Below are 13,159 nucleotides of genomic sequence, written 5' to 3' on the forward strand. Positions count from 1 at the left end.
GCGTTGTTGCGGCAACGAATCGAGGTTTTGGGGAGATCGAGACATGCGCACTCTACTCGTTCTGATCGGCGTCGTCGCGCTGGTGCTGCTGGCGGCGATGATGCTGGGGTTTGTCCGTTTCGATCAGACGCAGACCGCGCAGCTGCCGCGGCTGGAGGGCGGACAGACGCCCAAGTTCGATGCCGATGTCGCCAAGGTGAGCGTCGGCACCGACAAGAAGACGGTCGAGGTGCCCGCCATCTCGGTGGAGAAGCCCGCCAACCAGCAATGATGCGCGGCGTTGATGCGGGGAGAGCGCGGCGCTAGGCCGCGCCAATGTTTCCGCTGCCTGCACCGATGCGCGTCGCGCTGGAGGCCGCCCGCGACGCGGCGGTGACGGGCGAGGTGCCGGTCGGCGCCGTGGTGACGCGCCATGGCGAGGTGATTGCGGTCGCCGCCAATGCGCCGCGCGGCCTGTCGGACCCGACCGCCCATGCCGAGATCCTCGCCATCCGGGCGGCCGCGCGCGCGCTGGGCACCGACCGGCTGGGCGATTGCGATCTGTGGGTGACGCTGGAGCCGTGCGCCATGTGCGCCGGGGCGATCGCGCATGCGCGGATCGCCCGGGTCTATTACGGCGCGGACGATCCAAAGGGCGGGGCGGTGGAGCATGGCGCGCGCTTCTTCGCACAGCCCACCTGCCATCATCGGCCCGAGGTATTCGCCGGGATCGGCGCGGCAGAGGGCGCGGCGCTGCTGAGGGAGTTCTTCGCGGCGCGACGGTGAGGAAGTCGGGCCGTCATGCCGGACTTGATCCGGCATCCATCGGCTCGCGAACGCACCGGCCGTTGCGTTCGGCGAGACATGGACCCCGGGTCAAGCCCGGGGTGACGTGGTGACCGGATAGCCGTCACCCCGGACTTGTTCCGGGGTCCACTGTTCCGCGAAAACAACGACTTGTGCATATGCGGCACAGTGGATGCCGGAACAAGTCCGGCATGACGGTGAGGGGCTTCGCAGAGGCGCCCCGGAAAGCCGGGGTTCCGACGCCTGTTCAATACCGCGGCGGAACGTCGTTCTGCGACACCGGCACGATCTTGATCTCGACGCGGCGGTTGGCGGCGCGGCCTTCCTCGGTCTCGTTCGAGGCGATCGGCTGGGTCTCGCCGAAGCCGCGGGTGGCGATGCGCGCCGGCTGCACGCCGTGGCTCGACAGATAATCCGCGACCGACGTCGCGCGCCGCTCCGACAATCCCTGATTGTAGCTGTCGCTGCCGGTCGAATCGGTGTGGCCGTACACGTCGATATAGGTCTGGTTGTAATCCGCCAGCACGCTCGCGACGCGATCCAGCGTGGTGCGGAACTGCGGCTCCACGTTGGCCGAGTTGTAGGCGAAGTTGATCCCCGACGGGATATTGAGCAGCAGGTCGTCGCCCTGGCGCACCACCTGCACGTCGGTGCCCGCGGTACGCGCGCGCATCTCGCGCTCCTGCTTGTCCATATAGGCGCCGATCGCCGCGCCCGCGATGCCGCCGATCCCTGCACCGACGATCTTCTCGGTCCGGTCACGGCGGCCGCCGACCAGATCGCCGAGCAGATAGCCGCCCAGCGCGCCGCCGATGCCGCCGATCGCGGTCTTCGATATCGTGCGCTGGCCCGTCTCGGGATCGGTGGTGCAGGCCGATACCGACAGCAGCGACAGCGAGGCCGCCGCGGCGGCGATCTTCGGGGAAAACTTCATGACACGCCCTTTTTCCTGATCGTCCGGAATGAACCCGGTCCGACGCGCGATTGTTCCGCCTGCGGACTGAACGGAAGCTGTCCGCGATGGCAGAAAGTCCACGTTTGTGGATTGTCGCGGCGCCGCTTTGCCGCCAAGAGCATCGGCGACCATGTTACCGCCGTTCCCCTGGATCGACGTCCTCATCATCCTCGCCCTCGTCGCGCTGAACGGCGTGTTCGCGATGAGCGAGCTTGCCATCGTTTCGGCGCGCAAGGCGCGACTGGAGGCGATGGCGCGGACCGGCAAGCGCGGCGCCACCGCCGCGATCCGGCTGGCGGCCGATCCCGGCAAGTTCCTTTCCACCGTGCAGATCGGCATCACGCTGATCGGCATCATCAGCGGCGCCTATTCGGGCGCCAGCCTGGGCACGCCGACCGCGGCGCGGCTGGAGGCGCTGGGGCTGGACACCGCGACCGCGGCGACATTGGGCTATGCGCTGGTGATCGGGCTGACCACCTACGCCTCGCTGATCGTCGGCGAGCTGGTGCCCAAGCAGTTCGCGCTGCGCAAGCCGGAGCCGGTCGCGGCGCTGGTGGCGGTGCCGATGACATGGCTGGCGAAGTTCACCAAGCCGCTGGTGTGGGTGCTCGATTCGACCAGCGCGCTCGCCTTCCGCCTGCTGGGCCTCAATCGCGAGAACGAGGATCAGGTGACCGCGGAGGAGCTGCACCTGATCGTCGCGGAGGCCAGCAAGTCGGGCGTGATCGAGGAGCATGAACGCTCGATCATCTCGGGCGTGGTGCGCCTCGCCGATCGCCCGGTGCGCGAGGTGATGACGCCGCGCACCGAAGTGGAATGGCTGGACGTCGCGCTGGACGATGCCGCGATCCGCGCCACTTTGCTCGATACCGGGCACAGCCGGCTGCCGGTGGCGCAGGGGTCAATCGACGCGGTCGTCGGCGTCGTGCAGGCGCGCGACGTGGCGATGGCGCTGTTCCGCGGCGAGACGCTGGATCTGGCGCGGCTGATGCGCAAGGCGCCGGTGGTGGTGGACCAGATCGACGCGATGGACGCGCTGGAGGCGCTGCGCCGCGCCGAGGTGCCGATGGCGCTGATCCATGACGAATACGGGCATTTCGAGGGGATCGTGACCCCCGCCGACCTGCTGGCGGCGATCGCGGGCGAGTTTGCATCGGATGCCGAACCCGACGAGGGGCCGAACGTGGTCGAGCGCGAGGACGGCAGCCTGCTGGTCGCGGGCACGATGGCGGCGGACGCGCTGGCCGAGCGGCTGGGCATCGACCTGCCCGAGGACCGCGACTACGCGACCGTCGCCGGACTGGCGCTGGCGGTGTTCCGCAAGCTGCCGAGCGAGGGCGAGAGCTTCGAGGAGCAGGGCTGGAAGTTCGAGGTGGTCGACCTCGATGGACGGCGGATCGACAAGCTGCTGGTGAGCGAAATTTAGTCCTTCTTAGCCCCTCCCCTTCAGGGGAGGGGTTGGGGTGGGGCAGTCAAGGGTTACAGGCGCAGGTCTCTGTGAGACCTCCCCCACCCCGAACCCCTCCCCTGAAGGGGAGGGGCTTGTAATGGAAACTTACCCCCGCAGCGCCACCGCCGCGCGCGCGCGCGCCTCGATCTCGGGCAGCGTGCCCTCGGTCACCCAGCTGCCGCCGACGCACAGCACCGGGTCGAGCGCCAGCCAGTCGCGCGCGCTCGCCTCGGTGATGCCGCCGGTGGGGCAGAAGCGGCATTGATAGAAGGGCGCGGCGAGCGCCTTGAGCGCCTTCACCCCGCCGCTGGTCTCCGCGGGGAAGAACTTGAAATGCGTCAGCCCCATGTCGAGCCCGCGCATGATGTCGCCCGCGGTCGCAATGCCGGGCAGCCACGGGATGCCGGCCGCGGCGATCGTCTCGCCCAGCGGCTGCGACAGGCCGGGGGAGACGATGAACTCCGCGCCCGCGGCCTTCACCTCGGCGACCTGCTCCCTCGTCACCACGGTGCCGGCGCCGACGATGGCGCCGGGCACCTGCTTCATCTCGCGGATCGCGTCGAGCGCGGCAGGGGTGCGCAGCGTCACCTCCAGCACCTTCAGTCCGCCGGCGACCAGCGCCTCGGCCAGCGGGCGCGCCTGCGCGGCGTCCTTGATGACCAGGACCGGGATGACCGGGCTGGTCTGCATGATGGTGGCGATATCGGTCAACGCGCGTGCTCCGTCTGGCGGTGTTCTTGGGCAAAGGCGGCGGCGGCCCCGAAGAGGCCGGGCTGGGGATGGGTGATGAGCTTGACGGGCAGCTTCGCCATCATCTGCTGGAAGCGGCCCTTGGCGACGAAGCGCTGGTCGAAGCCGGAGCGCAGCAATTTGTCCTTGATGCGCAGCCCGAGGCCACCGGCGATGACGACACCGTGCGCGCCATGCGCCAGCGCGAGATCGCCCGCGACCGCGCCCAGCGCGAGGCAGAAGCGGTCGAGTGCGGCGAGCGCCAGCGAATCGGAGCCGTCGAGCGCCTCGGTCCAGATCGCCTTGTCGTCCATGTGGCGCACCGCGCGGCCTTCCAGCTCCGCCAGCGTCTCGTAGATCGCGACGATGCCGGGCCCGGCGACGATCCGCTCGGCGGAAACGCGCGTATAGGTACGGCGCAATCGCTTCAGAATCGCATCCTCGATCCCGTCGAGCGGGGCATAGTCCATATGCCCGCCCTCGGTAGGGAGGACCGAATAATCGCCGTCGCGCTTGAACACCTGCGCCACGCCCAGCCCGGTGCCGGGGCCGCAGACCGTGGTAACGCCCTGCCCGGGCAGCGCGGTGTCGGGGCCGCACAGATGCTCGAAATCCTCGGCCGGCAGCTGCGCGACGGCATGGCCCACCGCGGCGAAATCGTTGACGATCGTATAGACGTCGGCGCCCAGCCGCTCGGGGATCAGCGAGGGGCGGATGACCCAGGGATTGTTGGTCAGCCGGATGACGTCGCCGGTGATCGGCGAGGCGACGGACAGCGCGGCGGCGGCGGGCAGGGTGCCGCCCTGCTGCTCGCGATAGGCCTCCCACGCGGTCTGGAGGCTGGCATGTTCGGCCACCTTGAGCGTGGTCGGCTCACCCAGCGACTGGACGCGGCCGCCGGCAACCTCGGCGATGGCGAAGCGGGCGTGGGTGCCCCCGATATCTACCGAAACGACCTGCATTACCGACTCCCTCTCCCCTCCGGGGAGAGGGTTGGGGTGATGGGCGACCACGAACGCTGTGCTGCGTTGACTGTTCGCCCCTTCGCCACTGCCCCTCTCCCAACCCTCTCCCCGGAGGGGAGAGGGCTAATCGTCCTTACAATCCCGCGCCCGCCAGGATCGCGCTGGCGCCCTTTTCGGCCTCGTCCGCCAGACCGCGGAACATGCCGAACAATTCGCGACCCATGCCCGTCGCCGCGGCGGGGGCGGCGGCCTGCTCGCGCGCGGCCCATTCGGCGGCATCGACCAGCGCGTCGAGCGTGCCCGACACCGCGTCGACCCGGATCAGGTCGCCGTCGCGGATCAGGCCGATCGCGCCGCCGCCGAGCGCTTCGGGCGAGCAATGGATCGCGCACGGCACCTTGCCGCTCGCGCCCGACATGCGGCCGTCCGTCACCAGCGCCACCTTGAACCCGCGGTTCTGGAGCACGCCCAGCGGCGGGGTCAGCTTGTGCAATTCGGGCATGCCGTTGGCGCGCGGCCCCTGGAAGCGGACGACGACCACCACGTCGCGCTCCAGCTCGCCGTTCCGGAACGCGTCGAGCACCTCCAGCTGGTCGGCGAAGACGCGCGCGGGCGCCTCGACCACCCAACGTTCGCGCTCGACCGCGGACACCTTGATGCAGGCGCGGCCGATATTGCCTTGCAGGATGCGCATCCCGCCATCGGGCGAAAAGGGTGTCGCGGCAGGGCGCAGGATCGTGTCGTCGCCGCTGGCGCCGGGATCGGCCCAGGTGAGCGTGTCGCCGTCCAGCACCGGCTTGCGCGCGTAATCGGTCAGGTCGCCGCCCGCGACGGTGGGAATGTCGCGGTGCAGGTAACCGGCGTCGAGCAATTCGCGGATGACATAGGGCATCCCGCCCGCCGCCTCGAACCCGTTCACATCGGCCGAGCCGTTGGGATAGACGCGCGCCAGCAGCGGCACCGCGGCCGACAGGCGATCGAAATCCTCCCAATCGATCACGATCCCCGCCGCGCGCGCGATCGCGGGGACGTGGAGCAGGTGGTTGGTCGACCCACCGGTCGCGAGCAGCCCGACCGCGGCGTTGACGATCGCCTTTTCGTCGACGCAATGCCCCAGCGGGCGATAATCGTCGCCATGCGTGCCGATCTGCGCCAGCCGATGGACCGCGGCGCGGGTCAGTTCCTGGCGCAGCTTCGTGCCCGGATTGACGAAGGCGGCGCCGGGCATGTGGAGGCCCATCACCTCCATCATCATCTGGTTGGTATTGGCGGTGCCGTAGAAGGTGCAGGTGCCCTGCGAATGGTACGCCTGGATCTCCGCGTCGAGCAGTTCGTCGCGCGTTGCCTGCCCCTCGGCGAAGCGCTCGCGCACCGCGGCCTTGGCCTTGTTGGGCAGGCCGGATGGCATGGGGCCGCCCGGGATCAGGATCATCGGCAGATGGCCGAACCGCAGCGCCCCCATCAGCAATCCGGGGACGATCTTGTCGCAGATGCCGAGCAGCGCCGCGCCCTCGAACGTGCCGTGGCTGAGCGCGATCGCGGTCGACAGCGCGATCGTGTCACGGCTGAACAGCGACAGTTCCATGCCGGGATAGCCCTGCGTCACGCCGTCGCACATCGCGGGTACGCCGCCCGCGACCTGCGCGGTCGCGCCGACCTCGCGCGCCCAGACCTTCATCAGCTCCGGATAGCGGTAATAGACCGCGTGCGCAGACAACATGTCATTGTACGCGGTGACGATGCCGATGTTCATCGCCTGATGCTGCGACGTCATCGCGGCGCGATCCTCGGGCGTGCCGGCATAGGCGTGCGCCAGATTGGCGCAGCCCAGCCGCGGCCGCCCGACCCACGTATCGCGCTCGCGCCCGATCAGCGAGAGATAGGCCTGCCGCGACGGGCGTGAACGTTCGATGATGCGGTCGGTGACGGCGCTGACGGCGGGGTTCATGGCCTTCCCTTAACGTGGGGCGGTGCGGGCGCGAAGGTGACGCCCGCGGAAACATACGTATTCCGTATCGTCAGGGCGCCCAGTGAATGTCGACCGGCAGCTCCACGTCGGCCAGCACGCGTCCGATCGGATAGGGCGAGCCGGCGCCTTCCTTGATCGCATCCTCGATCACCTTGCGCTTGGCATCGCCGGTGACCGCGAGCAGCAGCGCGCGCGCGGTGACGATGCCCTGGCGGCTGAGCGTGACGCGGGCGACCGGCGCCTCGGGCGGCAGCGGATCGGGCATGACGCCCAGTGCGCGGCGCTCCTTGGGGCCGTTGAGCGCCTCGTCGTAGTCGGGACCGGGGAAGATCGAGGCGGTATGCCCGTCGCCGCCGACACCGAGCACGCACAGGTCGAGCGGCCAGTGCAGATCCTGCAACAGCGCGTCGGCGGAGCGGCCCGCCGCCTTATAGTCCGGGGTCGCCTTGGGCACGATCGGGATCACGCGCGCGCCCTTGGGGATGAAGGTCTTGCCCAGTGCGGTGACGTTCGACAGCGCGTCGCCCAGCGGCACGATGCGTTCGTCGCCGGGGATGATCGTGACGCGCTTCCAGTCGAGCTTGGCCTTGGCCAGCTGCTCATAGGCCGGCAGCGGGGTCTTGCCGCCCGCCAGCGCGATCACCGCGGAGCCGCGCGCGTCGATCGCGCTTTCGATGACGAACTGGATGTCGCCCGCGACCGCATCGGCCAGCTCGGCGGCATCGTCATATTCCCACCATTCGATCTCGGTCATGTCTCGTCCTTTGCTCCCTCTCCCCGGCGGGAAGAGGGCTGGGGTGAGGGGGAGTGAGGCTCGGGCACGGTGCCCCATCGCCCCTCACCCTTCCGCCGCCTGCGGCGGCTCCCTCCCTCTCCTCGTCGGGGAGAGGGCGTTAGCGTCAATCGTCGACCCAGGTCACGCCATCGCGCTCGGTCAGCGCGATCGCGGCGGACGGACCCCAGGTGCCGGATTGGTAATGCCTGGGCTTGGTGCCGTTGGCCTTCCAGCCGGCGCGGATCGCGTCGGTCCACAGCCACTGCGCCTCCACCTCGTCGCGGCGGACGAACAATGTCTGGTCGCCCTCGATCAGGTCGAGCAGCAGGCGTTCGTAGGCGATGCGGCGGCGCGTGCCGGCGAATTCGGCGTCGAGGCTCAGCTTCAGCGGAACCTCGCGCAGGCGCACGCCATCGCGGTCGAGCCCCGGCTCCTTCGCCATCACCAGCAGCTCGATATATTCCTCCGGCTGGAGGCGGATGACGAGCATGTTGGGCTGGAGCAGCCCGCCGCGCCCCGCGAACATCGAATGCGGCACCGGCTTGAACTGGATCGCGATCTCGCTGCGGCGGACCGGCATGCGCTTGCCCGTGCGCAGGTAGAAGGGCACGCCCTGCCAGCGCCAGTTGTCGACATGCGCCTTGATCGCGACGAACGTCTCGGTGTCGCTGTCGCGGCCCAGCTCCTCGTCATAGCCCTTGACGATTTCCCCCTTCACCGCACCGCCGACATATTGGCCGGTGACGGTGCAATGCGGCACCTCCTCCGGCGCGATGCGGCGCAGCGAGCGGAAGACCTTGGCCTTTTCGTCGCGGATGTCGGTGGGGTCGAAGCGGGCAGGGGGCTCCATCGCGATCAGCGCGACCAGTTGCAGGATATGGTTGGTCACCATGTCGCGCAGCGCGCCCGCGCCATCGTAATAGCCGGCGCGATCCTCCAGACCAACCGTTTCCGACACCGTGATCTGGACGTTATCGATCCCGCGCGCGTTCCATACCGGCTCGAAGAAGGAATTGCCGAAACGCAGCGCGAGGATGTTCTGCACCGTCTCCTTGCCGAGATAATGGTCGATGCGAAAGATCCGCTCCTCCGGGAAGACCGCGGCGACGGTGTCGTTGATCTCCTTCGACGAGGCGAGGTCGTAGCCGAGCGGCTTCTCCAGCCCGATGCGCACGGTGGGGCCGGCGAGGCCGACCTTCTCCAGCCCCTTCACCGCCGGCTCGAACAGCGAGGGCGCGGTGGAGAGGAAGATGGAGAGGCCGCCCGACACGTCGCCGATCTTCTCGGCGAGCGGGGCGAAGGTGCTTTCGTCCGACAGGTCCGCGGGCTGGAACTGGAGTCGCTGGAGAAAGGAGGCGATCTTGTCGGCGTCCTTGCGGTCCTCCGGCAGGAATTCGTCGAGCGCCTTCGACGCTTCGTCGCGGAACCCGTCGTCGTCCAGCTCGCCGCGCGCTGAGCCGGTGATCGTCAATCCCTCGGGCAGCAGGCCGTCGGCATGCAGGCCGTAGAGCGAGGGCAACAGCATCCGCCGGGCAAGATCGCCCGTGGCGCCGAACAACAACAGCTTGCCGACAGGATTGCGCTCCACCGGAGTCTCCTAGTCCAAAGAGGTCAGAGGGTGAGGCCGGCGACGGGATCGAGCCCGGCCATGATGTTCAGGTTCTGCACCGCCGCGCCCGCTGCGCCCTTGCCCAGATTGTCGAGCGTGGCGACCAGGCGTGCCTGCGTGTTCGCGGCATCGGTAAAGACGCGCAGGTCGAGCCGGTCGGTGCCTGCATCGTCGGTGCCGATCAGCAGCTCGTCGGGCATGTCGTCATGGACGCGGACCAGCGCGCTGCCGGCATAGGCGCTGCGCAGCGCATCGAGCAGCGCATCGCGTGTCGGGCGCGCCGGCAGGGCGGCGAGCGGCAGCGGCACCTCGACGATCATCCCGCGATAGGCGCGCGTCACCATCGGCGCGAAGACCGGCGCATAAGCGAGGCCGGCATGTTGCTGCATTTCCGGGATATGCTTGTGCGCGAGCGAAAAGCCATAGTCGCGGAAGGCGAGGCCCGCATCCTGCTCGAACCGCTCGATCAGCGCCTTGCCACCGCCCGAATAGCCGGAGATGGCGTTGACGGTCAGCGGCCAGTCGGCCGGGACCAGCCCGGCGCGCACCAGCGGCGCCACCAGCGCCAGGAAGCCGGTGGGGTAGCAGCCCGGATTGCTGACGAAGCGCGCATGCGCGATCCGCGTCGCCTGACCCTCGTCCAGCTCCGCGAAGCCATAGGTCCAGCCATCGGCGACGCGATGCGCGGTGGAGGCATCGATCACGCGGGTGCGGTCGTTGGCGATCATCGCCACCGCCTCGCGCGCGGCATCGTCGGGCAGGCACAGGATGACGACGTCGGCCGCATTGAGCGCCTGCGCACGCGCCGCGGCATCCTTGCGCTGCGCCTCGTCGAGCGTGACCAGCGTAATCTCGTCGCGGTTCGACAGCCGCTCGCGGATTTCCAGCCCGGTGGTGCCGACCGCGCCGTCGATGAAGACCTGGATGCTCATGCCGCCACCAATGCCGCGTCGAGATAGCCGACCAGCCCCGGGCCGATCGCAATGCCCCAGGCCACGCCGCCGGTGACGTCGAGCAGGTCGAAGGCGTCGCCCGCGCGCAGCTCTACCATCACCGGCGCGGCGTCGTCGCGCCCCTCGCGCAGCGCCGCGTCGGCGCGCAGCGTGCGGCGGACGGGCGCGGCGTAGTGCGGCGCGAACACCTGATCGGCGAGGCGCACGTCGGCGATGTCGGGTCGCACCGCATGGGTGCGGGGATCGAGCGCGCGCGACCGCCCGGTAAGCGCGAATCCGCTACGCGTTGACGGCGCGGGCCGGTGGCGACGCGTCTCCGTCGCCGATGAACTGGCCGAACTCCTCAAGAAAATCTGCCCCTTCGGATGTGCGGGCGACGAAGATGTTGCGCTTGTCGCTGTCGTCGCGTTGGCGGCGCAGATAGCCGAGAGCGCCCAGCCTGTTCAAGGCGCGCGTCACAACCGGTTTGGACACGTTCAGGATCCGCGCCAGACCCCGCACCGTATGCGGCCCCGGACGCAGATAGACGACGAGGAGAAGCGCCATCTGGCGATTGGTGAGATCGGGCTCGCCCGAGCGCACGTAATCCACCAGCGCCTTCATCCAGGAATTCAATTCCGGCTGAGCAAGAGCTGACACGTCCTCGTCCCGCCTTATGCTGATCGTTGGGTCGACCGGATCGTTCCGGCTTTGTGCGGGGGATAACGCCCTCTGGCACCAGTGGTTTCAGCCCTGTCATGATTTTGCCGCGCGCGGTCCGGGGCACGCCCGGTTGATCCTTTTCGCCCACGCGCCTATGTGGCGCGGGTCCGGGGCACGGCCGTCGTGCGTGCGCCGTTTTCTTGCCTTGGGATCCCGCGCGCGTCATGTTCACCTTCCTGCTCGTCGTTCAGGCCATCATCGCGGCTGCCCTCGTCACCGTGATCCTGATGCAGCGCTCGGAAGGCGGCGGGCTGACCTCGTCGGGCAGCCCGTCGGGGCTGATGTCGGCGCGCGGCGCGGCGGATTTCCTGACGCGGGCCACCGGCGTGCTGGCGGGGCTGTTCATCGCGATGAGCGTGCTGCTCGCCTTCCTGGCGGCCAGCCGCAGCGCGACCACGGTCGATACCTCGCTCCAGCGGCGCGCGCCGGCAGCGCAGACGCAGCCGGTGCAGACCCAGCCGCAGCAGGGCGCACCCGCCCCGGCACCGGCGGACAACGGCGTCCCGCTCGCCAACTGATCCCATTTTCATCGGCGCTTCGTCGCGCGCGGGTCGCCGCGCGCGCTTGCGCTTGTTCGTGTTCAACGGTTAGGGGTTGCGTCCCATGGCGCGGTATATCTTCATCACCGGCGGCGTGGTTTCCTCGCTCGGCAAGGGTCTCATGGCGGCGAGCCTCGCGGCGCTGCTCCAGGCGCGCGGCTATCGCGTGCGGATCCGCAAGTTCGATCCCTATCTGAACGTCGATCCGGGCACGATGAGCCCGTATCAGCACGGCGAGGTGTACGTCACCGACGACGGCGCGGAGACGGACCTCGACCTTGGCCATTACGAGCGCTTCACCGGCGTGTCGGCGCGCCAGTCGGACAACGTCACCTCGGGCCGGATCTACAAGACGATCATCGAGCGGGAGCGGCGCGGCGACTATCTGGGCGCGACGGTACAGGTGATCCCGCACGTCACCGACGCGATCAAGGCATTCGCGAGGGCGGAGACTGACGACCTCGATTTCGTGCTGTGCGAGATCGGCGGAACGGTGGGCGATATCGAGTCGCTGCCGTTCATCGAGGCAATCCGCCAGCTGAAGAACGAGGTGGGGCGCGGCAATGCGATCAGCATCCACGTCACTTTGGTGCCCTATATCGCCGCGGCGGGCGAACTGAAGACCAAGCCGACGCAGCATTCGGTGCGCGAACTGGCCGCATTGGGCGTGCAGCCCGACGTGCTGGTGTGCCGCTGCGAACAGCCGCTGCCCGAATCGGAGCGCGCCAAGATCGCGCTGTTCTGCAATGTGCCCGAAAGCGCGGTGATCCCCGCGCTGGATGCGAAGAGCATCTATGCGGTGCCGCTGCAATATCACGGCGAGGGGCTCGATTCGGAGGTGCTGCGCGCCTTCGGCATCACGCCGTCGTCGCCGCCCGACCTGACGCGCTGGGAAGAGATCGTCGAGCGGCTGATGCACCCGGAGGGCGAGGTGACGGTCGGCGTGGTCGGCAAATATGTCGGCCTGCAGGACGCTTACAAGTCGCTCAACGAGGCGCTGGTTCATGGCGGGATCGCCAATCGCGTGAAGGTCAACATCCGCTGGATCGACGCCGAGCTGTTCGAGGGCGACGATGCGGAGATCGCGGCGCATCTGGAGCCGTGCCACGCCATTCTGGTGCCGGGCGCGTTCGGATCGCGTGGCGCGGAGGGCAAGATCGCCTCGGTCCGCTTCGCGCGCGAGCGGCGCGTGCCCTATTTCGGCATTTGTTTCGGGATGCAGATGGCGTGCGTCGAGGGTGCGCGCGACCTCGCCGGGATCAAGGCGGCGTCCTCGACGGAGTTCGGCCCGACCGAGGAGCCGGTCGTCGGCCTCATCACCGAATGGATGAGCGAGCGCGGGCTGGAGCAGCGCGCGGAGAATGGCGATCTGGGCGGCACGATGCGGCTGGGTGCCTATCCCGCCGCTTTGGCCGGCAACAGCGTGGTCTCCTCGATCTATGGCGGCGGCGCGATCAGCGAGCGGCATCGCCACCGCTACGAGGTGAACACCCGGTATCGCGAGGCGCTGGAGCAGGGCGGGCTGGTGTTTTCGGGCATGTCGCCCGACGGCACGTTGCCCGAGATCGTCGAGCGCCCCGACCATCCATGGTTCGTCGGCGTGCAGTTCCACCCCGAGCTGAAGAGCAAGCCGTTCGATCCGCACCCGCTGTTCGCCAGCTTCATCGAGGCGGCGGTCAAGCAGAGCCGGTTGGTGTAGGCAATCGGTTGCGGCGGGAGTAGAGGGC

At 68.8% G+C, this 13,159-nt stretch carries 14 protein-coding genes; 5 read left to right on the forward strand and 9 right to left on the reverse strand.

Annotated features, from left to right (window positions below; genetic code table 11):
• Positions 1-43: 43 nt before the first annotated feature.
• Both PGN14_RS16120 and PGN14_RS16125 read left to right on the forward strand, forming a co-directional pair.
• Positions 44-271 carry a hypothetical protein gene (locus PGN14_RS16120; protein WP_335300600.1) on the forward strand — a complete coding sequence of 76 codons (228 nt, stop codon included), beginning with the start codon at positions 44-46 and terminating at the stop codon, positions 269-271.
• A gap of 44 nt (positions 272-315) precedes the next feature.
• Entirely contained in the window at positions 316-765 is a 450-nt protein-coding gene (locus PGN14_RS16125; RefSeq protein WP_335300601.1) for a nucleoside deaminase, read from the forward strand.
• Between the two features lie 268 nt (positions 766-1,033).
• On the opposite strand, the gene PGN14_RS16130 is transcribed toward PGN14_RS16125, so the two are convergent.
• Complete coding sequence (locus tag PGN14_RS16130; RefSeq protein WP_335300602.1) at positions 1,034-1,720, reverse strand: OmpA family protein; 687 nt, start codon at positions 1,718-1,720, stop codon at positions 1,034-1,036.
• Between the two features lie 151 nt (positions 1,721-1,871).
• Here PGN14_RS16130 and PGN14_RS16135 point away from each other — a divergent pair, with 151 nt between their 5' ends.
• The gene (locus PGN14_RS16135; protein ID WP_335300603.1) at positions 1,872-3,167 is read left to right on the forward strand and encodes a hemolysin family protein; all 1,296 of its coding nucleotides are present in this window, start codon (positions 1,872-1,874) and stop codon (positions 3,165-3,167) included.
• A gap of 129 nt (positions 3,168-3,296) precedes the next feature.
• On the opposite strand, the gene eda is transcribed toward PGN14_RS16135, so the two are convergent.
• From eda to PGN14_RS16175, 8 genes are all read right to left on the reverse strand, one after another.
• Positions 3,297-3,902: a bifunctional 4-hydroxy-2-oxoglutarate aldolase/2-dehydro-3-deoxy-phosphogluconate aldolase gene (eda, locus tag PGN14_RS16140; protein ID WP_335300604.1), complete on the reverse strand. Its 606-nt coding sequence runs from the start codon at positions 3,900-3,902 to the stop codon at positions 3,297-3,299.
• A complete protein-coding gene (glk, locus tag PGN14_RS16145) occupies positions 3,899-4,882 on the reverse strand; it encodes a glucokinase (protein ID WP_335300605.1) in 984 nt (327 codons plus the stop codon). The genes eda and glk overlap by 4 nt, the downstream gene beginning before the upstream one ends.
• A 136-nt stretch (positions 4,883-5,018) precedes the next feature.
• Positions 5,019-6,833, reverse strand: a complete 1,815-nt coding sequence (gene edd / locus PGN14_RS16150; protein WP_335300606.1) for a phosphogluconate dehydratase — start codon at positions 6,831-6,833, stop codon at positions 5,019-5,021.
• Between the two features lie 70 nt (positions 6,834-6,903).
• Positions 6,904-7,608: a 6-phosphogluconolactonase gene (gene pgl, locus PGN14_RS16155; RefSeq protein ID WP_335300607.1), complete on the reverse strand. Its 705-nt coding sequence runs from the start codon at positions 7,606-7,608 to the stop codon at positions 6,904-6,906.
• A 145-nt stretch (positions 7,609-7,753) separates the two neighbouring features.
• Positions 7,754-9,217: a glucose-6-phosphate dehydrogenase gene (gene zwf, locus PGN14_RS16160; protein ID WP_335300608.1), complete on the reverse strand. Its 1,464-nt coding sequence runs from the start codon at positions 9,215-9,217 to the stop codon at positions 7,754-7,756.
• Between the two features lie 23 nt (positions 9,218-9,240).
• A complete protein-coding gene (gene argC, locus PGN14_RS16165; RefSeq protein WP_335300609.1) occupies positions 9,241-10,170 on the reverse strand; it encodes an N-acetyl-gamma-glutamyl-phosphate reductase in 930 nt (309 codons plus the stop codon).
• Complete coding sequence (locus PGN14_RS16170) at positions 10,167-10,418, reverse strand: SH3 domain-containing protein (RefSeq protein ID WP_335300610.1); 252 nt, start codon at positions 10,416-10,418, stop codon at positions 10,167-10,169. Before PGN14_RS16170 ends, argC begins: the two co-directional genes overlap by 4 nt.
• Positions 10,419-10,470: 52 nt before the next feature.
• Complete coding sequence (locus tag PGN14_RS16175; protein ID WP_335300611.1) at positions 10,471-10,794, reverse strand: MarR family transcriptional regulator; 324 nt, start codon at positions 10,792-10,794, stop codon at positions 10,471-10,473.
• A gap of 263 nt (positions 10,795-11,057) precedes the next feature.
• Between PGN14_RS16175 and secG the strand changes: the two genes are divergently transcribed.
• On the forward strand, positions 11,058-11,411 hold the full coding sequence (gene secG / locus PGN14_RS16180) for a preprotein translocase subunit SecG (RefSeq protein WP_335300612.1): 354 nt from the start codon (positions 11,058-11,060) through the stop codon (positions 11,409-11,411).
• A gap of 85 nt (positions 11,412-11,496) precedes the next feature.
• Positions 11,497-13,131 carry a CTP synthase gene (locus PGN14_RS16185; protein ID WP_335300613.1) on the forward strand — a complete coding sequence of 545 codons (1,635 nt, stop codon included), beginning with the start codon at positions 11,497-11,499 and terminating at the stop codon, positions 13,129-13,131.
• Positions 13,132-13,159 lie beyond the last annotated feature (28 nt).

It is taken from the genome of Sphingomonas adhaesiva (assembly GCF_036946305.1).
In the GTDB taxonomy this organism is placed as follows: Bacteria; Pseudomonadota; Alphaproteobacteria; order Sphingomonadales; family Sphingomonadaceae; genus Sphingomonas; species Sphingomonas adhaesiva_B.